This window comes from Bradyrhizobium sp. 141, assembly GCF_023074055.1.
Classification (GTDB): Bacteria; Pseudomonadota; Alphaproteobacteria; order Rhizobiales; family Xanthobacteraceae; genus Bradyrhizobium.
In genome coordinates, this window is sequence record NZ_JADPKR010000046.1 from 1 (window position 1) to 24,664 (window position 24,664).

Below are 24,664 nucleotides of genomic sequence, written 5' to 3' on the forward strand. Positions count from 1 at the left end.
ACGAGCGATGAAATTCGAAAGCCTGTCCGCATGGCGCCGATTCTCCGTTGAAGAACCACAGTCGCCGGCGAACTTCATCAGAAATGAGTCAGAGCCCAATATTGACCCCCTAAGCCGGGGGATCGGCGTCCAAAATTGGACGCCGATGAGGCGTCAAATTTGCAAGCCGATTGACACTCCAGGACCTCGCGCATCTGCTCGCCTTGTTCGTGATCCATAGGGGTAGGACGATAGACTTGCATAGCCGGGCTCGCTGTTTGACGGGAGCGCAAGTGGCGTTCTCACGCAGATAAACCAGCGCCGTCCGTGGATGAGGACACAGCGCGCGGTGGGAACGGTCAAAGTCCGCTCGGGGTCAAAAGGCGCCCTTGGCCACTCGAGTTGCGCTGTTCGGCTCATTTTCCAAAAGCTGACATCGTAGTCCTCCCAGCGAAGGCGACAAATCCTCGGACCATCATTGTTGTGCCCTGCACCAGAGGGCTGAGCTCTTGAAGTTTTTCCCAAATAAAGCTTGTAGCTGAAATCGGGAACGCTCTGGGCTGACATCCGGCTTACGGCGAGCCAAGCTAGGCGCGATCGGAGCAGCACTGGACCCGCAGCTATTGCTGTCTTCCGCTTATGAACCGTCGCAGCAGTTTCAGCGGATCGGCGCCAAGTGCCTCGGCGATGGCGATGAACTCGATGACATCGAGGCGGCGCTCGCCGCCCTCGTATTTGGCGACAAAGGATTGCGGCTTGCGCAGCTTCTTGGCCAAGCCTTGCTGGCGCATTCCCGCTTTATGTCGCGTTGCGACAAGAAGTGCGATCAAACGGGCATATTCGGCGGATTTGAGGGACTTTTCCATGGCCGCCGGGGCTTTGCGATTCGGCGGCAGTCAATCTGATCCCGAATCGGGATTATCCCAAAATAGGATCAGATTAACTCTGTTCTGCTAACGGTAGCAGATCCGGCTCGACTTCGGGGGCGGGCAGAGCGAAGTGGGCATCAGTTGCTCGCGTGAGCCGATGGTGTCCGATGAATAAAGTAACCTTGGTAGATCAGACGGGGTGGACGGGCGATGGCTCGCAAGCTGCGCCTCTCAAAGTGGGCGCAGTGCGCTACATCAAGCTTGGGCCCGGCCGGAAATGGGCCAATGCTGCGATCCGACGCGGCATCGTCCCGCTTGATTTTCGCGGCGTCGGCCACGACGCCTGTGTCACGGGAGATTGGGACGATGTCCGCCGGCAATTGATAGCGATGGGCCGGAAACAGCGAGCTCTGAAGGACGACGAGCGCGAACTGAAGGATTTTTATAGTCTCGGGCCGGACACGCTGTGGTTTACCATTGTCGACGGACATGTCTGGTGGACCTTTGCGCAAGATAGGGTTCTCGAAGGGGACCGGAGCGATGTTGATGCGCCCCCCAGGTTTCGTCCGGTCCGAACTCCTTGGCGCAACACAAGCCTGACGGGCCGTTTGCTGACGGCACGCAGCCTCAGCTCGGCTCTCAGCAGTATCGCAGGCTATCAACGAACGATTTGCGCAGCGCGAGAGGCCGACTATTTGCTGCGGCAAATTCGGGGAGAGGCTGAGCCGCTTCGTCTCAAGGCCGACCGATTGCTTGGCGAGGTTTCGGCTACCGCTGCGGACTTGGTCCGCCGGCTGGATTGGCGGGATTTTGAGACGCTCGTTGATCTGATCTTCGCTCACAGCGGCTATAAGCGCCAAAGCGCGCTCGGGGGAGCCCAGCCGGATGTCGATTTTGTCGCCCGGCAGCCGCTGACAGGAGGCAGCGCCTGGGTGCAGGTCAAGTCGCGCGCGACGCAGGCGGTGTTTGAGGACTATCTCAAGCGCTTTCTCCGGCAGGCTGGGGCGAGCGCCTTCTTCTTCGTCTATCACTCAGCCGATCGACCGATCCGGATGCAGACAAATACGCCCAACGTCTACATCTGGTCGGCGGACTTGGTCGCAAGCGCCGCGGTAGAGGCCGGCCTGTTCCGCTGGGTGACCGAGCGCATGCTTTAGCGAGGCTAAGTTCAGCAGCTCGGCCGCCGCGGGACCGGCCGAGCCCTAGCCCTGCGGTTATTCGGCTGCCTCGCTAAGGTACGCCTCTTTGCCTAGACGGCGCGCGGCAACCGCCTCGAACGGCTCTCCGGTCGCGTCCAGGACTGCATCAAGTCCGCACACGGCCTTGAGCCGCCGGAGCACAACGTCGCAATAGCGCGGGTCGATCTCGATGCCGTATCCGACGCGCCCCGCGCGCTCTGCCGCGATCAGCGTCGTGCCCGAGCCGAGGAAGGGATCGAGGACTGGCCCCTTCCTGCGCGAACAGTCGTGGATCGCGTCCTCCACCATCGCAACGGGCTTGACCGTCGGATGCAGCTTCAGGTCCTCGCGGCCCTCGCCGAAGGCGTTGACGCCGGCATAATTCCATACATTGGTGGGGTTGCGGCCGAACTTGCCGAGTTCGATATTGTTGATGTGCGGTGCCGAGCCGGACTTGAACACGCAGACGAGTTCATGCTGGGAGCGGTAGAAGGAGCCCATGCCTGCGTTGTTCTTGGTCCAGACGCAGAGGTTCTTCAGCTCGCTGTAGACGCCTTCCGCTGCTGTGAGCATCTCCTGAACGTGCCGCCAATCGATGCACTGAAAGTGAATCGCGCCGTTTATGGAGTGCGCGACGAGGTGTCGGAACACCGCGTTGAGAAAGGCGACAAACTCGCTCTTGGACATTTCGCCGGAGGCCATCGCGAATTCGGGATGGATGATCTCGCCCCTGCCGGAGACGTGGCCGGCAATCGGCACGTTATAGGGCGGATCGGAGAAGATCATCTGGGCGCGCTTGCCGCCGAGCAGGGCTTGGTAGACCTCAGGATCGGTCGAATCGCCGCAAATGAGCCGGTGCTCCCCGATGCGCCATAGATCTCCGCTTTGGCTGATTGGCGGGCCGGCCGTGGGCTCCTCGGGCTGGTCTGCAGCATCATCACTCTCGTTTGCGCTGTCCGAGACTTCGCCGATGAGGATGTCGATCTCTGGCGCCTCAAATCCGGTGATGGTGATGTCGAGGTCGATCTCGAGCTCGGATAGATATTGCAGCTCGAGCCCGAGCAGACGCTTGTCCCAGCCGGCGTTCTCCGCAAGCTTATTGTCCGCAATGACGTAAGCCCGGATCTCCGCCTCGCTCATGTCAGCGAGACGAACGGTCGGCACCTCAGCGAGCCCGAGCAGCTTCGCCGCGGCAAGGCGCCCGTGGCCCGCGATGACGCCGTCGTCCTGGTCGATCAGGACCGGATTGGTGAAGCCGAACTGCCGGATCGCGCTGGCGATCTGCTCGATCTGCTTCTTGGAATGAGTGCGGGGGTTGGTTGCTCGTTGTTTGAGGTTGGATGGGTCCCGATAGTTTATAGCGAGCTGGCGATGTCGCGGCTGGCTTGGCAGTTGGTGTTGCATGAGGAAGTCTCCTTGGTTGAACAGCAAGGAGGCTTAGACGCCGGTCGCCCTCAATTCATTCAGAACAAATGATCGCTATTTTCGTGAATGGAGTTGGTTCAGGAATGATCTCCAATGGATAGGAAGCTTCCATCTTGTCACCACCTCCGCGGCGATGCGTTCGTGTGCAGGTCTGTGGAGCCGGCCCTTCGGGATTGGCCTGTTTTCGGCCCTGCGGTCGGCCCTTGCGGCGTCGCGGGCCTCATCCAGCCTCCAGATGTAATCAGCTCGGGCCAGCCAGAGGCGGGTCTGAAGGGAGCTCTCCCTCGGCGGACGGCCGCGCTTGGCCTTCAATTCGCCCCTCAACGCCTTTGAGAGTATCGGTCCCAGCCACGGTGGAAGCGGCTGGTCGGGGTTGGCCTCGAGCAGACGTGCAAGCTGCTCTGCGGTGGGCAAGACGCCAGCTTGAACTTGCCGTCTCCAAAATTCGAAGCTGGTTTCATCAAACAGGTCGTACAGCGTCGGCTCCTGGCTACTCATCTCCATCAGCCTCTGTATTTCTGGTAGTGCGCGAGCAAGGCACGGCCGTAGACCGTCGGCTCGCCCAGGACGGCTTTGGTGAATTCCTCCGCATCGAGGTTGATGGCGCTGCCAGGCTCGACCTTATTCTTGTTAAGCTCCTCCGCTCTCGCGATCCATTCCTCCTCCGACAAAATCTCAGGCACGAGGAGGACACCTGCTTTCGCGTCCGGCTCACGCGGGGCGAGCTTTGTTCGGAGCTTGTGCAGTTCCTCACTCGCCGCAGGCAATCCCGCAGCAGCAAGTGCGACGAGTTGGCGAAGCACGATATCGAGCCGCGTCAGCCTTTGCCGCCGACCTGCCTGTTCATACGAAAGCCTTTTCGAGGCGAATTTTCTGGTAATTGCGCTGACACTGACCGCACCCTTAGGTCTGCCAGCCGGATTACCGGATCTTCCTTCCTTGAAGCGCCTCGCCGCAGGTGGAGGCTTTCGCCCCGACGCGGAGGCGCCGTTTGGTGGCTTGCTAGTAGACATTCTCGCCCCCTGCGCGGGCAGTGGCGAGTGCCTCTTCCTTCAACGTTTGGAGCCGCGCGAGGTCGCCTTCATAGTCCAGCAGATAAGGTCGCAACGTCGCTTCGTCCCATGGAGGCGCGCCCTCCCTCAGGAAAACGTATCCTGCAAGGTCAATCGGCACGTCTTTCGGGATATGGATCACGGCGGACTGCTGCAGGACCTCTGGCTCGAGCAAGCAAGCCCGCTCAAACTCCCTTATGAGCTGCTTGATCGCCTGGAGCTGTCCGCGAGCCGCTTTTACGAACAGGCTAAGAAGCATAGCCTCATGCGGATGCAGTTTGGTGGCCTGACCGCCAAGCTTGACCTCGACAAGCTGATCTAACAGCCCTGCAACATGCGGCTCCTTGGGGGAGCGGCTTGGTCGATTTCCTGTGCCGTGACGGTGTGGTTGTGGCCGCCTTCCGAACTGCGTGTGCTTTGGCGGCTTTCCGTACCCGACATCATAGTCACGCGTCTTCGCTCCAGCGCGAGCTGGCTCGTGTTCCGGGTTGTCGTCGTCAGATCTCATCGTCTCAACTCCTTGTTTGGCGTAACGCCCAGGAGTGAGACCTCTTATGCAGCAGAAGCCACGCAAAGATGCCGCACACCGAGGCGCCACTGGGGCACGTCGTGTTCATGTCGGTTCTATGAGTGTTTCTGAAGCGGCGAATAGGCGGACCTAATCGTCAGGTTTAAATAGGAAATAAAATCGATGTCGTCAAACACATTTGGACGCCTCGATGCCTGCATCGGAGACGAAGACGGAAGATGGAGCGCTCTCGTTCGCTGCTCCCGATACCCGCAGCCATTCACTTGAAATTCCCGCCAGGGCTGGCGCGGGAATTTGGCCGCTAAATGGTTGAATTCGCTGGTTTTGTTGCGGCCTAGATCGACTGACCGCCGACATCCATGCCATTTGGCCTGTTAATTCCCGATCGAATGGTCGGCGGCGTTACCGCTCGGCTTGCGTCACCTTGCCCTCGCTGGGTAGCACGCCGGGCTGACCAGCTCGAGCTTCGTCAACGCGCATATATCCAGGCGCGTCCAGATCGTAATTCCGACGAGGGCAAATAGAGCGTACCGGCGGGCATAAGTCAGCGCCGTGGTCTGGATGGTGGCGATCTCCTGCCGGCTCAAGGTCTTGCGCACGACGTCGAGGCCGCTCGCCAGCGAGGCGTAGCGAAAGGTGCGGTCGTCATCGCGCAGGAACGGGGAGCGGATCATCCCGGTCAGGGTTTTTTCCGGGTTGGTCAGTTCGGCTTGGGCGCGGGCCAAAGCCGCTGCGATCGCCCCGATCTGCTCACTGGCCTGGTGCATGGACGCGCTCCATCTCCACCGGATCAAAGCTGATGGCGCCGGCTCTGGAGCGCTTGGCGCGAATGCCGTGGCCGAACGCTTCCTTGGCATCTTCAGGCAGCAGCTTCTTGAGCTCGGTCTTGGCGAGTTCGTGCTCGCCATGGGCGTCGCGGGTGCGCAGATAGGTCGCCGCGCATGCGGCCCACAGATTGGAGGCGGTCATGTCGACGACCTTGACGGCGGCGAGCCGCGGCCGCGGGGTCTCGATCCCGAACAGCAGCGGCGGCTCGCCGCTCTGCACGCAGCGCCAGAACTTTTTCTCCGCCGTCAGCAGCAGGTGTTGGTAGAGCGGGTCGGCATGCACAGTGATCTCGACCCATTTGCCGCCGCCGGTGATGATTGAAAGCACGGCCGCGCGCGCCGCGACCACCCACATGTTGTGCTGCAGCTGCGCCATGTGCTTCTCGGCCGCCGCCTCTTCGCTAAAAGCCCAGGGCAGCATGAACTTGGCCTCGAACACTGCGCCGGTCGGCGCGACGATGCCGTCCAGCGTCGCCGCCATCCAGGCATGGACGGGGTGCTGCACCCGCTTCTGGATGTCGGTGATCGCGTGCCCGGTGACGCTCTGGTACCAGCTGCGGTTAAGGTCTTCGGTGGCGATGCCGAGCTGAACGATCAGGTTGTGCGACAAATCTTGCGGCGCGATCTCGCCGCGCTTTTCCTGCCACAGGCGCAAGAGCTCGTCCTGGTCGTCGCCCATGATGATGCGGGCGTCCGAGCCGCCGATAAAGGCGCGGCGGTCGTGGCGGTTGAACGTGAGTACGGATTGGGGCGCCGCGGCGCCGTCGGTTGCAATCGTGGTCACCGGTCTCTCCTGATTTGGCAAACGCGGCTTGCCGCCGCACCACCAAAAGCCCCGCACCGGCGAGGAGAGAGACCGGGGCCAACGGCCAAGGCCCGGTCCCATCAGTAACGCTCCGTTTGCGAGAGAATGCCAGTCCTTTCTGCAGCGAATTTGCTGCTCTTTTGGGCTAAAAATCCTTGAGATGTCAGGGCGTTGGAGCGAGCTTTCCGGTGCCGAAACCTGCCCCGGTCGAGGAGCTCGGAGATGACGTCAATTCGACAAATCGAAGCCAATCGCGCCAACGCCAAGCGCAGCACCGGACCGAGAACGATGCCCGGAAAGGTGAGGTCCAGCCGCAACGCTTTGCGCCACGGACTCGCCACGAGTTGCAAGCCGGATGTGCCGACGTTTGTAGCTGCAATTCGCGCGGGCCTCGGCTGTGAGATTGGACCCGAAACGGCCGCCGCGGTTGCGGATGCCAAGTGCGAGCTATGGCACGTGCGACTGGTCCGCCACGCGCTGTTGACCGCCCTCGGTGGGGACCCGGTTGGAGATGTCGCGCTCCGGCTCGAGGCGCTTGGGCGTTACGAGCGCAGCGCGCTGGCCGCGCAGAAGCGCGCGTTTCGATCGCTAAGGTCAGCGCGCGTGTAAGCTTGCGATTGGCTTCGTTCTGGAGAAACTCTCGATCTTGCCCGGTGACCGATCATGGGAAGCCGTAGCCATAACCCTCTCGGCCGACCGAAATGATGTTGAGCTGGATGTCATCGAACATCGGGTGGTTGCCCGCCCAGTTCAAGAATTGCGAGGTACTGTCCACCTGGTCGTCATGCTTGCCATGGGGAAACGCCAACAGCTCCAGCAGATAGTCGTCCAGCCAGGGAGCATCTATGGGCAGATGCACCTGTCCGGCCTCGATCCGGAAGGATTGTGCCGCCATGCGATCGACCTTGCTGCCTTCGGGCTTGATGCCGATTGGCCGCGGCATGCCGTTCGGCGTATTGCGTTGCAGGTCCTGCAACATCGCGATGCCGGGCCCGGCGTCCTCGACCAAAACCGCGTCCGCGTTATATTTTATAGCCAGCGCGACCACGGCGCGCCGCAGGTCGGGATATTGATGTCGGCCGCGGTAGAGATCCACGAGGTAGTAGTCATTCTTGATCATGCGCCAGGTGGTGCAGACCGAATAATCGTTGGCCTTTCCGGTCATCATGGCGGTGTCCCAGCTCTGCACGACATAGCCGGATGGACCTGCGGCCGGCAGTTGATCGTAGCTTCGAAACCAGTCGCGCTTGATCAGGTTGCCCTCGAGTGGCACCGGCCGTTGCTGGTATTGCGCCGAGAATTGCAGGCTGCCGATTTCGGCCTTGATCCGCTCCAGCACCAGCTTGCTTTCGCGCCGCGGGTGCAAGAGGTCACCAGTGCGACGAGTAAAGACGCGATTGTTGCCGATGGCGATGGTGCTATCGTCGACGGCAATGGCCGGCAGATCGAGGTGATGCCAGCCGCCGGCTTGCAGCAGATGACCTGCGAGGTCATCTTCATGCAGGCGCTGCATCACGACGACGATGCGGCCGGTGTCCTTATCATTCAATCGCGAGACCAAGGTGCCGCCGAACCAATCGGTGACGCGCCTGCGCGCGGCCTCCGACATTGCCTCCTCGGCCTTGAGCGGATCGTCGATGATGATGAGGTCCGCACCCCGGCCGGTCAGCGTGCCCCCAACTGTGGTCGCGTAACGGCTGCCGCCGGCCGTGGTCACGAGTTCGGTGCCGGTGTCCTTAGCCGGGCGCATGGCCGGAAATAGCTCCTGATACCAAGGCGACTCGATCACCATTCTGAACTGGCGGTGCAGCTCGGCGGAAAGCTCGCTCGCGTAGCTGACCACGATGATGCGGCGGCTCGGGTCGTGGCCGAGCCACCAGGCGACGAACGCGACCGAAACGGACAGCGACTTGAGCGAGCGCGGCGGCTGGTTGATGAGGAGCCGAGGGCAATCGCCGGCGTGGACGCGCATGAGCTGATGGGCGATCGCATCGATATGCCAGTTCGTCAGATAGTCGCTGCCGGGGAAAACGGTCATGAAGGCCCGTTGGATGAAATAACGCACATCCGTTCGCAGCAACGCCGCCACCACCGACATCATGTGTCGTCCTCCCCCTCGCGCTTGGGCGGAGCCGCAGCGGTCGCCTCAGCCAAGATTTGCTGCCGAAATGCCTCAAGGATGGCCTGATCGTCGACGGAGGAGCTTTTGGTGGCGTCCTCCGTGGCGTTGCCGCTCATCGCCATCGCGTAGTAGAGAAACTTGTCGAGTGCCCTGACCTCGCCTTTCAGAGCTTTCTCGCGCAAGCGAAGCAATGCCGCCTTTTGCGTGGTGACGCGTCGGGATCTGCCACCGTCGTTCAGCGCGACCGGCGCCAGTAGGGTGTTTTTCAGGTCGGTAGCAAAATTCAAGCTGCCCTTCGGACGCCCACGCGGGTTGCCGGATTGGCCCGGGTTGAACCGGCTGTGCAGCGGCGGGCTGCCGTAGCCGACGCCGTTGTTCGATTTTTTAGCCATCGGCGTGCTCCAGCTTCGTGGCGCCGGTCTGGCCAAACGGCGCGCCGGTCGCGGCGTGGACCGCCACCTTGCCGGTCAGATGCTGCCAGCGGCGGATGGTGACGTCGACGTAGGCGGGGTCGATCTCGATTAGCCGCGCCCGGCGCCGGGTCCTCTCCGCGGCGATCAAGGTCGTGCCGGCACCGCCGAACGGGTCGAGCACAATGTCGTGTTCGTTGGTGCAATCGCGGATCGCGTCTGCAACCAGCGCGACCGGCTTGACGGTCGGGTGCAACGAGAGCTTTCCTTTGGATGAGTTTGACCAGGTATTTTGGCATGGATAACTCCAGACGTTCGAGCGGTTTCGACCGTTCCGGCCCAACTGCACGTTATTGACGTGTGGCGCGCGCCCCTTCTTGAACACGAAGACGAGTTCATGCCCGGACCGATACAGCGATCCCATGCCGGCGTTTGTTTTGGCCCAAACACACAGGTTCTTCATTTCCGTGTAGATGGGGCTAGCGGCCGCCAGCAACGGTCCAATCCCGCGCCAGTCCATGCAAAGGAAATGAATGGCGCCATCCCTGGTGAAGCTGGCGAGATGGGCAAAGCTTGTCGCTAAGAACGCTTCGAATTCAGCCGTCGACATCTCGCCGGATGCCATCGCAAACTCCGCATGGGTGATTCTCCCCTTGCCGGATACGTGCCCATCGACCCTCTGGTTATACGGCGCATCCGCGAACGCCATGTCTGCCAACTCACCATCCATGAGCCGACGGTAACTTTCTTCATCCCTTGCATCGGCGCAGAGTACGTGGTGCTCGCCGAGTGTCCAGATATCGCCAGGCTTGGTGATTGGTGGCTCAGCTGCCGTTGCGGGCAAGTCGTCTTCCCAATCGTCTGAATCGGACGCAGCGGCGTCGAGTTCTCCCATCGAAAATCCGGTTAGTTGCAGGTCGATCTGTGGGTCGATGGTCAGGAGCTCACTCAATTCGAGACGCAGAGCCTCGACGTCCCAACTGGCCTCTTCAGTTACGCGGTTGAGCATAAGTCTCAGCATTCGCAGCTGAGCCTCGCTGAGATCGGTAATGGTGACGGCGAGGACATGATCCAGGCCGATCTGCGCCGCCGCTGCAACGACCGCCCATCCCGCTATCACCCGTAGCATCGCGTCAACGAGAATAGGAAGAACTTGACCGTACTGGCCCAAGCTTATCGCCAGCGTGTCGATTTGACGCTTGGGGTGGCGACGCGTTTGGTTGCCGAGCGGCGGCTTGAGGTCGCCGATCCGAACGGGAACGGCTTTCAAATCATGGCGAAGTGCATCGCCATTGGTTGGTAGGGTGTAGTTCTCCAAGAGAGCCTCCGTGTGCGATATGCCTGTCGGCATATTGGCGGGAGGCGCGCACGATGCACTTAGAAGGACGTGGACCTGATCCCCGATTTGCGATCGCGGGTGCGATTTCGCCGTTCGATGGCGGCGGCCATCAGGCTGCAGACATTTTGTGCGGTGATGGACGGAACGCAACTCTGCAAGAAATTCAGCACAAACTGTCCGGCGGCCGTCTGGGGGGTACCCTTATACTCTAAGCCCAGATAGGGACTGTGGGTGAATGTGCCGCCGTAGCGCTCGATTAGCTCGCCGAGGGAAATTACGGCGTACAGCAGCATCGGCCGCGGGAGCGGTCCGCCGCGTTTTTTGCTGGATTCGAGCGCGCTACGGGTCGCACCCTCGAGTTGCTGGGCGATCCGCACGGCATCAGCGAATTCTCGCACCTCGTAATGGCACGGGTTGGTGAGGTCCCGAAAGGTCTTATCCTGAAAGATCCTATGCTGTGCGGGCTCGTTCAGCAGGGTAAGATATTGCGCGAGGTGGTCGGCCGCATCGGCCAACATGATAAGCTCAGCGTTGCCTGCCTGCCTGGCGCTGCCGGCAAGTGCCCGCAATCGGCTTGGAAAGGAATAGGCGAGGCTCATAGGACCCGCGGGTTCGATCGGCGGATTCTCAGCGAGCCAATCGAAGTCAACTCTCTGCGCGCAGTTGAGAAACTCGCAGACGAGGAACGCGAATCGGGCCAGCCCTGCGTGAATCTGGGCTCGGCTTGGTTGCTGAGCAAGCCCCCTATCTTCCTTCAGGATGAGTTCGCGAAGCCAATCCAGCTCTTTGCGAATATCAATCTCGTGCCCGTCGCGGGAAGGGCCAGGGAAAGCCCTCATCAAATCGTTAAATTGGTCGTTGCTAAGGAGAAAACCTTGAGAGGCGCCGCCCGGCCCCGCGTCCGGATCATACATTTGTCCGTAACCGTCCAGTCGGACCAGTCCGGACCAGCCACATTGTGCATCAGCGTGCCCACGCATTAACGTCGCCCGCATCAAGGGGGTAGTTCTTAGGTTCAAACGGAACATTCGGCAGCAACCATGCTTAGGCAAGTCCGGACAAACACGGTGGTGCACGGCAGCGAACGGCCGCTCTCGGGAGGGCGCTTGGATCCTCTCTCTCCTTGTCTCTTGCAATAAACTCATAAAATTCCCTCGATGTCATTTTTTCAGAAGTAGCCCCATTTCGCGCGCCATTCGCTTGACTCAGCCGACATGGCGGCGAAGAGCCGCGGCAATTTCCGCCGCGCCGTACCGCCGGCGGATCATCGCCGAAAGCTTCTTGCGTTCGAGGTCGCTCCATTCCTTTGGCTTCGAGATTTTCATGGTGTCATCTTCCCGCCGGCTCAAGACGGGCGACATTGGGAAATTTACGGGTGCCATCCTGAGTTGTGCCCAGAGGCCGAGGAGAGTTTGGGGGCTGGGGCTCGTGTATGGCCCAACTGCAGCGGGTTCGCCTTCACACCCTTCAGGAGGGACGGCGGCGCGTTTGATCGCCACGAGCTTCGACGAACCCGCCGCTTGCGTGTCAAACACCGCAAATGCGGCTTACTCGACCTTGCTGCTTGCGGACGCGCTGCAATCGACCGGAGACCGCCAGGCGGGTGCGGCCCAATCGTTGGCCGATCTCGCTTGCGGTCACACTCCTATCGAACAGCGCAAGAAGTTGTGCTTTTTCCTCGGGCGACCACGAACGGATTGCCGCCTATTGTCGGAACTATCTATGCCAGCGAAAGCATCGCGAGAATCCGTTCTCGGGCCGGATTATAAATGAACTTCTCGGCCTCAGAGATCCTCGAACGCGACTCCAATTTGATTGCCACGCGACCAGACCAGGCGGCAACTTCGGATGATGCGATCTTTCTCGAGCATTAGCTTGAATGTGGAGTTCATGTACTGCTTCAACGGAAGCTCAATGGATGCCCCTTGTTCCGACATGTTGACCACGCGACAGCGTAAGCTGGCGCCGTCGCCTGAAATATAGGCCACCTCGTTCACATCGATGCGTTCGAGCTTTCGACGGTCTATCATTTTATGACTGTCCGCAATGAACTCAGTCGCCCGATGTGCACCTTGCCTCTAGCAGCCGGAATTGTCGCGCGATTTGCGCTGCTAGGTCTGATCGTTCCTTGGCAAGGCTTCTTCTTTGCTCAATCATGTCGTGTCCGTCCCATTCGAGCACTTCAATCAAGATGGTTTGGCTTTCAATATGAAGTTGCCTCGCTGAGATGTCTCGCGCGATAGTAGCTAAGCAATTCACCGCGAGACTGAGTCTTGACCTGCTTCATTTTTTCCGCCATTTTAAATCAGCTATTTAATTTTTGGTTTTTTTGAAGCGGCTTTTCAGAGCTATTTTGCAACATTGGGCCGCTGCCTTTTTGGATAGAACATGAGCGACGAAACGATTGTCCGTTTGCAGACCCATAGGAAGAATGTTGAGCGGTATTTGCGCCTGCTGGAAACTGCGTTGACCGACGTTGAGCAGCAGTACATTGAGAAGCGCCTAGCTGAAGAAGGATTGGCCATGGACCAACTATCGCTTCAGTTGGCCGTGGCGGTGAACGCTCTCCAAAAGACCTGCAATCACCCGCCCGGCGACAAACAGTAAAAACTGCAAGCAGCGGTCAACCCGCGGTCTGTCGCAATTGTCCACTGGCGAGATGTGGTAGGATACGCGTGGCGAGTGAACGCACCCGCCCAATCGCGCCGATAATAAGGGGGCGGGGCGCGGGACTTTCGTCAACTAATCCTTGGATGTATCTCGCAGCACAACTTGAATGGCTTTGCGGATTCGCCGACCTCCTTTGGGGTCGATCGCATCCAAGTGATAAATTCGACATAGCAGACCATTGATGCGCCTCACAATGCCCCTGTCATTGGAGTGCCGATTGCGCGCGCGCACCAGCTGACGGCGCACTTCCAACAGGTCCAGGCGATGAAGCCCTCTTGATTGCACCATGCGAATGGACCCAGCGCGTGTCATCTTGGATCGTCAGCCACGGACACTCGGTCCAACGTGATTATCAAGGGTCAAACCACCGCAGGCTTTCAGCGTTCTAGCTCAGATCAAAAATCTATTTTAATTTAATCCACGAGGTGTTATTAGCAGTTAATTATTTAATGTGCAAATATTTGGGTGGCGCTGGTTTGAATACCCCCTTGAACCAAACGTCTGAGATGGCTGGGGCGTCCTTTAGTTTCCCTAAGCCTGCCCCAGCTCACGCACTCATCATTTCGGACGCGCATCTCCTGTTCTCGGGGGACTATGCACGTTCAGGTCATGATCTCATCATTTCCGATTCTGACCATCGGATCACGATCCCCAATTACTTTCTCGGTGAGAAGCGTTTGCCGCTCAGCTCGTCGGACGGCGCGCTGCTCGATGCGAGAGTGGTCGAAGCCCTCACCGGTTATCAAACCTTTGCGCAAGCCGGAGGTAATGCCGCTGCCGGAAAGGTGATTGGCCGTGTCGCGACCGTAACGGGAAGCGCCAGCATCGTTCGCAACGGCGTTACGATCGAGGCGAATAATGGGGATGTCGTTTATCAGAACGATGTCGTGCAAACTGGAAGCGGCTCTGCCATTGGTCTCGTCCTTATCGACGGCACCACGTTCAACCTGAGCGCCAATGCTCGGTTCATGTTGAACGAATTGGGGTATGAGGGGCAGAGTAGTGCGAGTGGCACCTTAGTCAGTCTGACGAGTGGCACGAACCATTCGATGTTCACTCTCATCCAGGGTGCCGCCAGTTTCGTCGCTGGCCAGGTCGCGAAAACCGGCGACATGCAGGTCGTGACGCCTACTGCCGCGATTGGAATTCGCGGTACTGCCGTCCTTCTCAGCGTCGATGCTGTGGATGGGAAAGTCTCGGTCTCTGTCGCTGATCAGCAAGACGGCCGAGTTCATTCCGTACAAGTCTTCAAATGCGTTCCAGCGACGAACTTGCTTCAAGGCGTTTGTACTGCGGGGGATCCGATCGGGATAGTTACCAGCGACGGTCCATCGCTAACCATCACGCCAACCGCGAATTTCGAGGTGATCACCCAAGCCGTCAGCAAGACCCCAGGGCAAGTTGCGCAGGAGTTCAACGCTTTTCAACAGGTGTTAACGACCTACGATATCGGGAAACAGATCGCTCCAGACACTCCGGCACCTAGCGACGGCAAGCGAGGAGACGTCGACACAAAGTCGCTGCAGAAGTTCGCTGGGAGCCCCCCACCATCACCCACTGAAGCTCCAACCACGGTTATTGGGGACGACATAAAAGGCCAAGCTGGTGGGGGATCAATCACCCCAGTTGTTGTGACCCTCGCTTCCATCGCGGGGACTTATGTCTCCGCCTCGAAACCGCTCGTCCCCACTTTGGACCCATCGCAAGCTGTTGTTATAGCTTCATTCGGACCTGTCCTTATCAGCAGCGCGGGCGGTCCAACCAACCAAGGAAATCAAACAATCAGCGGAACAGTTGATCCGTCCTTCGTTGGAAGCGCGGTGACGCTGTACGACACATACAATGGTGTTACGACGCAGATTGGAACGGTTACCGTTGGCTCCGGCGGCGTTTGGAGCCTGGCGGTCACCCTGGCAGGTGATGGCGACCACAGCATCGTGGCTTTGGACCCTAGCGCCAACGTTACAACGAGCGTGCCCGTTGTTTTCACGCTCGACACGACGGCGCCGACCGTCGCCATCACCAGCGCGGGCGGACCGGTCAACCAGGCCAGCCAGACCATTACCGGCACGGTGGGCGTCGCCGATGCCGGCGCCACCGTCACCATCCTGGATGGCGCCACGACGATTGGCACCGCCATCGTGCAGGCCAACGGCAGCTGGAGCACCACGGTCACGCTGAACCAGGGCGGCAACTCCCTGACCGCACGGGTGAGCGACGCGGCCGGCAACACCGCGACCAGCGGCGCGGTGGTCTACACCCTCAGCACCACCGGCCCGACCGTGACCGAGGCCCTGGTCGCCGACACCGGCACTTCGGCCACCGACCATGTCACCGCCAATCCGGCGCTGAGCGGCACCGGCCTTGCCAACACCGTGGTGCACTTCACGGTCGACGGCAGCCCGATCGCGGCGACGACCACCACCGATGCGCAAGGGGCCTGGTCGTTCACGCCGAGCGGGTTGGCCGACGGACCGCACACCATCGTGGCGAGCCAAACCGATACCTTTGGCAACACCGGCTCGGCCTCGCTGAGCTTCACGCTCGACACCACGGCGCCAACCGTCGCGATCACCAGCGCGGGCGGACCGGTCAACCAGGCCAGCCAGACCATCACCGGCACGGTGGGCGTCGCCGATGCCGGCGCCACCGTCACCATCCTGGATGGCACCACGACGATCGGCACCGCGATCGTGCAGGCCAACGGGACCTGGAGCACCACGGTCACGCTCAGCAGCGGCCCGAACTCGCTGACCGCACGGGTGAGCGACGCGGCCGGCAACATCGCGACCAGCGGCGCGGTGGTCTATACGCTCAGCACCACCGGTCCGACCGTGACCGAGAGTCTCGTTTCCGACACCGGCACCTCAGTCACCGACCATGTCACCGCCAATCCGGCGCTGAGCGGCACCGGCCTCGCCAACACCGTGGTGCACTTCACCATCGACGGCAGCCCGATCGCGGCGACAGTGACCACCGATGCACAAGGCGCCTGGTCGTTTACGCCGACCGGGCTGCCTAACGGACCGCACACCATCGTGGCGAGCCAGACCGATACCTTTGGCAACACCGGCTCGGCGTCGCTGAGCTTCACCCTGGATGCCACGGCACCCGCGGTCGCGATCACCAGCACCGGCGGACCGGTCAACCAGGCCAGCCAGACCATCACCGGCACGGTGGGCGTCGCCGATGCCGGCACCACCGTCACCATCCTGGATGGCACCACGACGATCGGCACCGCGATCGTGCAGGCCAACGGGACCTGGAGCACCACGGTCACGCTGAACCAGGGTGGCAACTCCCTGACCGCGCGGGTGAGCGACGCCGCCGGCAACACCGCGACCAGCGGCGCGGTGGTCTATACGCTCAGCACCACCGGTCCGACGGTGACCGAGAGTCTCGTCTCCGACACCGGCACCTCAGTCACCGACCATGTCACCGCCAATCCGGCGCTGAGCGGCACCGGCCTCGCCAACACCGTGGTGCACTTCACCATCGACGGCAGCCCGATCGCGGCGACAGTGACCACCGATGCGCAAGGCGCCTGGTCGTTTACGCCGAGCGGGCTGGCCGACGGATCGCACACCATCGTGGCGAGCCAAACCGACACTTTTGGCAACACCGGCTCGGCCTCGCTGAGCTTCGCGCTCGACACCACGGCACCGACGGTTGCGATCACCAGCACCGGCGGACCGGTCAACCAGGCCAGCCAGACCATTACCGGCACGGTGGGCGTCGCCGATGCCGGCGCCACCGTCACCATCCTGGATGGCACCACGACGATCGGTACCGCCATCGTGCAAACCAACGGGGCCTGGAGCACCACGGTCACGCTGAACCAGGGCGGCAACTCCCTGACCGCACGGGTGAGCGACGCGGCCGGCAACACCGCGACCAGCGGCGCAGTGGTCTACACGCTCAGCACCACCGGTCCGACCGTGACCGAGAGTCTCGTCGCCGACACCGGCACCTCAGTCACCGACCATGTCACCGCCAATCCGGCGCTGAGCGGCACCGGCCTTGCCAACACCGTGGTGCACTTCACGGTCGACGGCAGCCCGATCGCGGCGACAGTGACCACCGATGCACAAGGCGCCTGGTCGTTTACGCCGACCGGGCTGGCCGACGGATCACACGCCATCGTGGCGAGCCAGATCGACACTTTTGGCAACACCGGCTCGGCCTCGCTGAGCTTCACGCTGGACACGGCGGCACCGACGGTCGCCATCACCAGCACCGGCGGACCCGTCAACCAGGCCAGCCAGACCGTCACCGGCACGGTTGACGTCGCCGATGCCGGCGCCACCGTCACCATCCTGGACGGCAGCACCGCAATCGGCACCGCCATCGTGCAGAGCAACGGGGCCTGGAGCGCCACGGTCACGCTGAACCAGGGCGGCAACTCCCTGACCGCACGGGTCAGCGATGCCGCCGGCAACATCGCAACCAGCGGCGCGGTGGTCTACACCCTCAGCACCACCGGCCCGACCGTGACCGAGGCCCTCGTCTCCGACACCGGCACGTCGGCCACCGACCATGTCACCGCCAATCCGGCCCTGAGCGGCAGCGGCCTTGCCAACACGGTGGTGCACTTCACCATCGACGGCAGCCCAATCGCGGCGACGACCACCACCGATGCGCAAGGGGGCTGGTCGTTTACGCCGAGCGGGCTGGCCGACGGACCGCACACCATTGTGGCGAGCCAGACCGACACTTTTGGCAACACCGGCTCGGCCTCGCTGAGCTTCACGCTGGACACGGCGGCACCCGCCGTTGCGATCACCAGCACCGGCGGACCGGTTAACCAGGCCAGCCAGACCATCACCGGCACGGTCGACGTCGCCGATGCCGGCGCCACGGTCACCATCCTGGATGGCACCACGACGATTGGTACCGCGATCGTGCAGGCCAACGGGACCTGGAGCACCACGGTCACGCTCAGCAACGGCCCGAACTCCCTGACCGCACGGGTGAGCGACGCGGCCGGCAACATCGCGACCAGCGGCGCGGTGGTCTATACGCTCAGCACCACCGGTCCGACCGTGACCGAGACCCTGGTCTCCGACACCGGCACCTCCGCCACCGATCACGTCACCGCCAACCCGGCGCTGAGCGGCACCGGCCTCGCCAACACCGTGGTGCACTTCACCATCGACGGCAGCCCGATCGCGGCGACAGTGACCACCGATGCGCAAGGCGCCTGGTCGTTTACGCCGACCGGGCTGGCCGACGGACCGCACACCATCGTCGCAAGCCAGACCGACACTTTTGGCAACACCGGCTCGACCTCGCTGAACTTCACCCTGGATGCCACGGCACCCGCGGTCGCGATCACCAGCACCGGCGGACCGGTCAACCAGGCCAGCCAGACCATCACCGGCACGGTGGGCGTCGCCGATGCCGGCGCCACGGTCACCATCCTGGATGGCACCACGACGATCGGTACCGCGATCGTGCAGGCCAACGGGACCTGGAGCACCACGGTCACGCTCAGCAACGGCCCGAACTCGCTGACCGCTCGGGTGAGCGATGCGGCTGGCAACATCGCGACCAGCGGCGCGGTGGTCTATACGCTCAGCACCACCGGTCCGACCGTGACCGAGGCCCTGGTCGCCGACACCGGCACTTCAGTCACCGATCACGTCACCGCCAACCCGGCGCTGAACGGCACCGGCCTCGCCAACACCGTGGTGCACTTCACCATCGACGGCAGCCCGATCGCGACGACAGTGACCACCGATGCACAAGGCGCCTGGTCGTTTACGCCGAGCGGGCTGGCCGACGGACCGCACACCATCGTCGCGAGCCAGACTGACATCTTCGGCAACACCGGCTCGGCGTCGCTGAGCTTCACCCTCGACACGACGGCACCGACCGGTGGCACCCCAGATCTGACGGCGGGTTTGGATACTGGTACCTCGAGCACGGACAACATCACCTCGGCGACCTCGCCGAGCTTCACGGTGGCGCTGAACCCGACCGATGCCATCGGCGATACCGTGCAGCTGGTGCTCGGCGGCGCGCCGCTGGCGCATCCGGTCGCGCATGTGATCACGGCCGCCGACGTGACGGCAGGCAACGTTAATCTGACGGTGACTGCCGGCGATCTCGGAGCCGATGGCACCAAACAGATCGCGGCCCAGTTCAGCGATGCCGCCGGCAACAGTTCGACGAGCGCAGCGCTGAGCTTCACGCTCGACACCACGGCACCGACGGTTGCGATCACCAGCACCGGCGGACCGGTCAACCAGGCCAGCCAGACCATCACCGGCACGGTGGGCGTCGCCGATGCCGGCGCCACCGTCACCATCCTGGACGGCACCACGACGATTGGCACCGCGATCGTGCAGGCCAACGGGACCTGGAGCACCACGGTCACGCTGAACCAGGGTGGCAACTCCCTGACCGCACGGGTGAGCGATGCGGCTGGCAACACCGCAACCAGCGGCGCGGTGGTCTATTCTGTCGGCGTGCCCGGCGCCATTCTCGGCGATGCTGGCGACAACACCCTGACAGGGACCGCCGGGAACGATGCATTCCAAGGCTTCGGCGGTAATGACACATTCAATGGTTTGTCGGGCGTTGATCGAGCGGTCTATGTCGACGCGACCGGGGGCATCACCGCCGATCTGACGGCAGGAACCGTGACGGGGCCGGGTGTCGGCACCGACACTCTAGTCGGTATCGAAGCCATCCAGGGCAGCAACTTTGCCGATCACTACTCGGCGGTCGGTTTCAGCGGCAATTCCGGGGTGCCTGGCACTCCAATTGGCTTCAACAGCTTCGAAGGCATGGGGGGAGATGACATCATCGCCGGCACGGTCAATCCTTCCGGAGAGATTCTGACCCGCATTTCCTATGTCAGTGCGACAGCGGCAGTGGTCGTTGATTTCGCCGCGGGAACAGCGAACGGCGATGCATCAGTCGGCAGCGACACCTTCACCAATGTCAATTCGGTCATTGGGTCAGCATTTGGAGACACGCTGCGGGGCAGCGACAATCCGAACGGCACTTTCGAGCAATATGACGCTCGTGCCGGCAACGATCTGATCGATGGCCGCGGCGGCTACGATTTTGCCGTCTACAACAACGACGCCACCACCACCACGGGCTTAACCGTCAATCTTGCGGCCGGTACCGTCACTGGCGACGTGACAATCGGGACCGATACGCTGCGTTCAGTGGAAGCCGTCCGCGGCACCAACTTCGCCGATACTTACGATGCCGCTGGTTTCAGCGGCACCAGCACCAATGCCGGATCGAGCGGCACCTTCAATAATTTCGAAGGCATGGGCGGCAACGATGGCATCATCGGCAACGGCAACACCCGAGTCCAGTATACGCAATCAACCGCCGGCGTGACTGTCGATTTCCTCGCGGGCACTGCAACCGGCGATGCCTCCGTGGGTACCGATACATTCACCGGCGTCAACGCCGTCATGGGCTCGATGTTTGCCGACACCTTTGCTGGAAGCGGCGCCAATGAGAACTTCATGGGCCTTGCCGGCGATGATTTCATCGACGGAAAAGGCGGCTTCGACACGGCGCAATATGCCAACCTGACCTTCACGACGGGTGGGGTCAGCGTTCACCTTGCAGCTGGAACGCTGACCGGAGATGCCTCGAGCGGCACCGACACCTTGCGTTCAATCGAAGGCATTCAGGGTACTAATTTTACCGACACTTATGACGCGACTAATTTCGGCGTCACCGGCGCTATCGATCCCGCGACCGGCCTTCCCTATGCCAATGTCGGCAACAATGGCACCTTCAATCAATTCGAGGGAATGGGCGGTAACGACATCATCACCGGCAACGGCAACACTCGTCTGATCTACACCAATGCAACCGGCCCCGTGACGATCACTTTCGCTCTCAACGGCTGGACCAGCACCACCAGCGGCGCGTCGGGTGCCGTAACCGGTGATGGGTCCGTAGGCACCGACACCTTCTCCGGTGTCGGCTCGGTGTCGGGGTCGTCATTTGCCGACACCATCACCGGCTCGAACAATCCAAACAACACCTCGGAGGAATTTGCCGGTCGCGGCGGCAATGACTTCATCGACGGTAAAACTGGTTTCGACAGAGCTTTCTACAACAACGACGGTTCCGCGTCAGGTATTCAAGTCGATATGGCTTCGGGCGTGGTGACCGGCGACGCTTCGATCGGAACAGACACTGTTCGATCAATTGAGGCGATTCGCGGGACTAACTTCGACGATATTTTCATCGCAACCAACTTTGGCACCTCCGGTGCAAATGCCGGCGATTTAGGTACCCTCAACGAGTTCGAGGGAATGGACGGCAATGACACCATTACCGGCAACGGCAATACTCGCATTGCATTCTACAATGCTCTGGATGGGGTCACTGTCGATCTAGCCGCCGGCAATTCCCATGGGACGGCCTCCGGTGACCTCGCAGGCACCGGGACGGATACCTTCACCGGCGTGAATGCCGCCCGCGGTTCAGCTTTCGCTGACCTCATTCTCGGCGATGCCAATGCCAATGCCCTCGACGGCAGGGACGGCAATGATCGGATCGACGGCCGCGGTGGCGCCGATACCTTGACCGGCGGCAACGGCGCCGACACCTTTGTCTACGCCGATGGTGACGGAGCAGACACCATCACGGACTTTAACCGGACCCAAGGCGACACGATCGATCTGACAGGGTTGTCAGGCTTCTTCACGCTCGCAGATGTTCAATCGAAGGCAACGGTGAGCGGCGGCAACACCATCATCGATGTCGGAAGCGGGAATACCCTGACGCTGATAGGTGTAACAAGCCTCCAGCAGAGCGACTTCATCTTTCCCAACGCCACCAACGGCACCTCGGGCTCGGATATGCTGCTCGGAACGAGTCAAGCGGATGCAATCTCCGGCCTCGCCGGAAATGATCGGCTTCAGGGATTCGGCGGCAACGATCTGCTCGATGGCGGGGCCGATTTTGACCGCGCTGTCTATACCGATGCCACGGGCGGGATCTCCGTGAACCTTGCGGCGGGAACGGTATCCGGACCGGGAGCGGGTACCGATACGCTCGTCGCGATCGAAGCCGTGGTTGGCAGTGATTTTGCGGACACCTTCAATGCGACCGGTTTCGCCGGGGGCACCGGTACGCCCGGTACGCCGATCGGGTTCAACGAGTTCGAGGGCCGCGGTGGCAACGACACCATTCTGAGTGACGTGAATCCTTTAGGCGCGGCTCTGACGCGGGTCTCCTATGTGAGCGCCACCGCCGGTGTGACTGTCGACATCGCAGCCGGAGCGGCGGATGGCGATGGATCCGTTGGTCACGACACGTTTGTTGGCTCGGGGATTCTTGTCGTCTGGGGCTCTTCGTTCGCCGATACTCTTTTCGGAAGCAACAATGGATCCGGCACGGTCGAGGTGTTTGCGGGCTTCGTTGGCAACGACGTGATCGATGGCCGCGGCGGCTTCGACCGCGTCGACTATAATAACGATCCGACCACCACGTCAGGAATTACTGTCAATCTCGCGGCTGGCACCCTGACCGGAGATGCCACTGTCGGCACCGATACTCTTGTGTCGATCGAAGCTGTTCGCGGCACCAATTTTGCCGATACGTACAACGCCTCCGGATTTAGCAACACCAGCACGAACTCTGGATCATTGGGCACCTTCAATGAGTTCACCGGCGAGGGCGGCAACGACGTCATTACGGGCAACGGCAACACGCGCCTCGGATTCAACAATGCGACCGCAGGCGTCGTGGTGGATATAGCAGCCGGCACGGCTACCGGGAACTCTTCGGTCGGAAGCGATGTGTTCACGGGTGTCAATGCCGTCATGGGCACGATGTTCACTGATTCTTTGTCCGGTAGCGGGATCAACGAGACATTCACCGGACTTGGCGGCAACGACACGATTGACGGTCGCGGCGGCTTTGACACCGCCAGCTACAACAACATCTACCTTTCGACTGGCAGTATCACCATTGACATGGCGAGCGGCACCGCCACTGGCGACTCCTCGATCGGAATAGACACGCTGCGTTCGATCGAGGCTATCCAGGGAACCAACCTTGCCGACACCTATGTGGCCATGGGGTATGGCCTTGCAGGCGCTCTTAACGTCGGCAACAACGGCACATTCAACCAGTTCGAGGGACTCGGTGGTGGCGACACGATCACCGGCAACGGCAACACGCGGCTGACCTACGCCAATGCGACCGGTCCCGTGGCGATTGCTTTCGGTCTCAATAGCTGGACCAGCACCACCAGCGGCGCGTCGGGTACCGCAATCGGCGATGGGTCCGTGGGCACCGATACTTTCTCGGGCGTTGGCTCAGTATCAGGGTCGTCCTTCGCCGACACCATCACCGGCTCTAACAATCCGAATGGTACAGCGGAAGATTTTTCCGGTCGCGGCGGTAATGACTTCATCGACGGCAAAGCTGGCTTCGACCGAGCTTTCTACAACAACGACGGTTCGGTTTCAGGTATTCAAGTCGATATGGCGTCAGGCGTGGTGGCCGGCGACGCTGCCATCGGAACGGATACCCTCCGATCCATTGAAGCGATCCGCGGGACCAATTTCGACGATACTTATGTCGCAACCAGCTTTGGCACTTCCGGTGCGAATGCCGGCGATTTCGGCACCCTCAACGAGTTCGAGGGAATGGACGGCAATGATGCCATCACCGGAAACGGCAATACCCGGATTGCGTTCTACAATGCGCTGGATGGGGTGACAGTCGACCTCGCCGCTGGCAACTCTCGCGGGACGGCCTCCGGTGACCTCGCAGGCATTGGGACAGACACGTTCACCGGCGTGAATGCCGTCCGTGGTTCATCTTTCGCAGACATCATTTCCGGCGATGCCGGCAGCAACACCTTGGATGGTCAAGCGGGAAATGACGGGATCCAGGGGCGGGGCGGTGCCGATACGCTGATAGGAGGAGGGGGAGCCGACCAATTCGTCTTCACTGCGATTTCTGACTCGACGATTGCGAACCACGATACGATCAGCGATTTCGTTCATGCTGCAGACGTCATAGACGCTTCGGCAATTACCGGAGTGACGAGCGTCCAGGGTTTGCTAGCTGAGAGCGCCCAAGTCGAGGCGCACAGTATCGGGTGGATCCAGAGCGGCGCGAATACGATTGTCTACGTCAACAGCTCGGCCACTGCGCAGAGCGAAGGGGCGGCGGATATGGAAATTGTCTTGACCAATGTAACTGCGAATACACTGACCAGTCAGGATTTTCTCCTCCACATCTAACGGACTCTTTCTGAAGGATGGCCGGCTTCCAGGTGCGAGTCCGCGCCGAGGGGACGTTCCGTGAATAACTCTCAACGGATCTCATAGCGGAGTTCGAGCCGGTCGCTTGTGGTCTTTGCTGCGTATTGAACACGCAAGGCAAGCCACTTTCGCGGTGCTTGCGACACCACAGGCAGGTGGCGCGATGAACACTTGCCGGTTGCCTGCTAACGC

Annotated in this window: 13 protein-coding genes and 1 pseudogene; 3 read left to right on the forward strand and 11 right to left on the reverse strand. The window is 61.2% G+C overall.

Annotated features, from left to right (window positions below; translation table 11 throughout):
• Positions 1-599 precede the first annotated feature (599 nt).
• Positions 600-845, reverse strand: a complete 246-nt coding sequence (locus tag IVA81_RS13365) for a helix-turn-helix transcriptional regulator (RefSeq protein ID WP_247317882.1) — start codon at positions 843-845, stop codon at positions 600-602.
• 170 nt (positions 846-1,015) lie between these two features.
• On the opposite strand from IVA81_RS13365, the gene IVA81_RS13370 reads away from it, so the two are divergent.
• Positions 1,016-2,005, forward strand: coding sequence for a restriction endonuclease (locus IVA81_RS13370; RefSeq protein WP_247317886.1), 990 nt, complete (start codon positions 1,016-1,018; stop codon positions 2,003-2,005).
• Positions 2,006-2,062: 57 nt separating this feature from the next.
• On the opposite strand, the gene IVA81_RS13375 is transcribed toward IVA81_RS13370, so the two are convergent.
• The 10 genes and pseudogenes from IVA81_RS13375 to IVA81_RS13420 form a co-directional block, all read right to left on the reverse strand.
• The gene (locus IVA81_RS13375; RefSeq protein WP_247317889.1) at positions 2,063-3,430 is read right to left on the reverse strand and encodes a DNA methyltransferase; all 1,368 of its coding nucleotides are present in this window, start codon (positions 3,428-3,430) and stop codon (positions 2,063-2,065) included.
• A 524-nt stretch (positions 3,431-3,954) separates the two neighbouring features.
• Positions 3,955-4,464, reverse strand: a complete 510-nt coding sequence (locus IVA81_RS13380) for a DUF5681 domain-containing protein (protein WP_247317891.1) — start codon at positions 4,462-4,464, stop codon at positions 3,955-3,957.
• A complete protein-coding gene (locus IVA81_RS13385; RefSeq protein ID WP_247317894.1) occupies positions 4,454-5,011 on the reverse strand; it encodes a hypothetical protein in 558 nt (185 codons plus the stop codon). Before IVA81_RS13385 ends, IVA81_RS13380 begins: the two co-directional genes overlap by 11 nt.
• Positions 5,012-5,518: 507 nt before the next feature.
• A pseudogene (locus tag IVA81_RS13390) lies at positions 5,519-5,799 on the reverse strand (single-stranded DNA-binding protein); the annotation flags it as partial.
• The gene (locus IVA81_RS13395) at positions 5,783-6,643 is read right to left on the reverse strand and encodes a YqaJ viral recombinase family protein (protein WP_247317911.1); all 861 of its coding nucleotides are present in this window, start codon (positions 6,641-6,643) and stop codon (positions 5,783-5,785) included. The pseudogene IVA81_RS13390 and the gene IVA81_RS13395, both read right to left, overlap by 17 nt.
• 682 nt (positions 6,644-7,325) lie before the next feature.
• Positions 7,326-8,765, reverse strand: a complete 1,440-nt coding sequence (gene terL, locus IVA81_RS13400; protein WP_247317914.1) for a phage terminase large subunit — start codon at positions 8,763-8,765, stop codon at positions 7,326-7,328.
• A complete protein-coding gene (locus tag IVA81_RS13405) occupies positions 8,762-9,178 on the reverse strand; it encodes a DUF5681 domain-containing protein (protein WP_247317931.1) in 417 nt (138 codons plus the stop codon). Before IVA81_RS13405 ends, terL begins: the two co-directional genes overlap by 4 nt.
• Positions 9,171-10,514 (reverse strand): DNA methyltransferase, encoded by a 1,344-nt coding sequence (locus tag IVA81_RS13410; RefSeq protein ID WP_247317946.1) that lies wholly within the window; start codon positions 10,512-10,514, stop codon positions 9,171-9,173. Before IVA81_RS13410 ends, IVA81_RS13405 begins: the two co-directional genes overlap by 8 nt.
• A 59-nt stretch (positions 10,515-10,573) precedes the next feature.
• Complete coding sequence (locus IVA81_RS13415) at positions 10,574-11,449, reverse strand: hypothetical protein (RefSeq protein ID WP_247317949.1); 876 nt, start codon at positions 11,447-11,449, stop codon at positions 10,574-10,576.
• 870 nt (positions 11,450-12,319) lie between these two features.
• A complete protein-coding gene (locus IVA81_RS13420) occupies positions 12,320-12,565 on the reverse strand; it encodes a PilZ domain-containing protein (protein WP_247317954.1) in 246 nt (81 codons plus the stop codon).
• Positions 12,566-12,923: 358 nt separating this feature from the next.
• Here IVA81_RS13420 and IVA81_RS13425 point away from each other — a divergent pair, with 358 nt between their 5' ends.
• Positions 12,924-13,142 (forward strand): hypothetical protein, encoded by a 219-nt coding sequence (locus IVA81_RS13425; RefSeq protein WP_247317957.1) that lies wholly within the window; start codon positions 12,924-12,926, stop codon positions 13,140-13,142.
• A gap of 551 nt (positions 13,143-13,693) precedes the next feature.
• Positions 13,694-24,451, forward strand: a complete 10,758-nt coding sequence (locus IVA81_RS13430) for an Ig-like domain-containing protein (RefSeq protein ID WP_247317974.1) — start codon at positions 13,694-13,696, stop codon at positions 24,449-24,451.
• Positions 24,452-24,664 lie beyond the last annotated feature (213 nt).

What these genes read in the sequence shown, in the direction of transcription:
- IVA81_RS13380 (WP_247317891.1), bottom strand. Translation starts at nt 4,464, where the DNA reads ATGTCTACTAGCAAGCCACCAAACGGCGCCTCCGCGTCGGGGCGAAAG.
- IVA81_RS13385 (WP_247317894.1), bottom strand. Translation starts at nt 5,011, where the DNA reads ATGAGATCTGACGACGACAACCCGGAACACGAGCCAGCTCGCGCTGGA.
- IVA81_RS13425 (WP_247317957.1), top strand. Translation starts at nt 12,924, where the DNA reads ATGAGCGACGAAACGATTGTCCGTTTGCAGACCCATAGGAAGAATGTT.
- IVA81_RS13365 (WP_247317882.1), bottom strand. Translation starts at nt 845, where the DNA reads ATGGAAAAGTCCCTCAAATCCGCCGAATATGCCCGTTTGATCGCACTT.
- IVA81_RS13370 (WP_247317886.1), top strand. Translation starts at nt 1,016, where the DNA reads ATGAATAAAGTAACCTTGGTAGATCAGACGGGGTGGACGGGCGATGGC.
- terL (WP_247317914.1), bottom strand. Translation starts at nt 8,765, where the DNA reads ATGATGTCGGTGGTGGCGGCGTTGCTGCGAACGGATGTGCGTTATTTC.
- IVA81_RS13415 (WP_247317949.1), bottom strand. Translation starts at nt 11,449, where the DNA reads ATGTATGATCCGGACGCGGGGCCGGGCGGCGCCTCTCAAGGTTTTCTC.
- IVA81_RS13405 (WP_247317931.1), bottom strand. Translation starts at nt 9,178, where the DNA reads ATGGCTAAAAAATCGAACAACGGCGTCGGCTACGGCAGCCCGCCGCTG.
- IVA81_RS13375 (WP_247317889.1), bottom strand. Translation starts at nt 3,430, where the DNA reads ATGCAACACCAACTGCCAAGCCAGCCGCGACATCGCCAGCTCGCTATA.
- IVA81_RS13420 (WP_247317954.1), bottom strand. Translation starts at nt 12,565, where the DNA reads ATGATAGACCGTCGAAAGCTCGAACGCATCGATGTGAACGAGGTGGCC.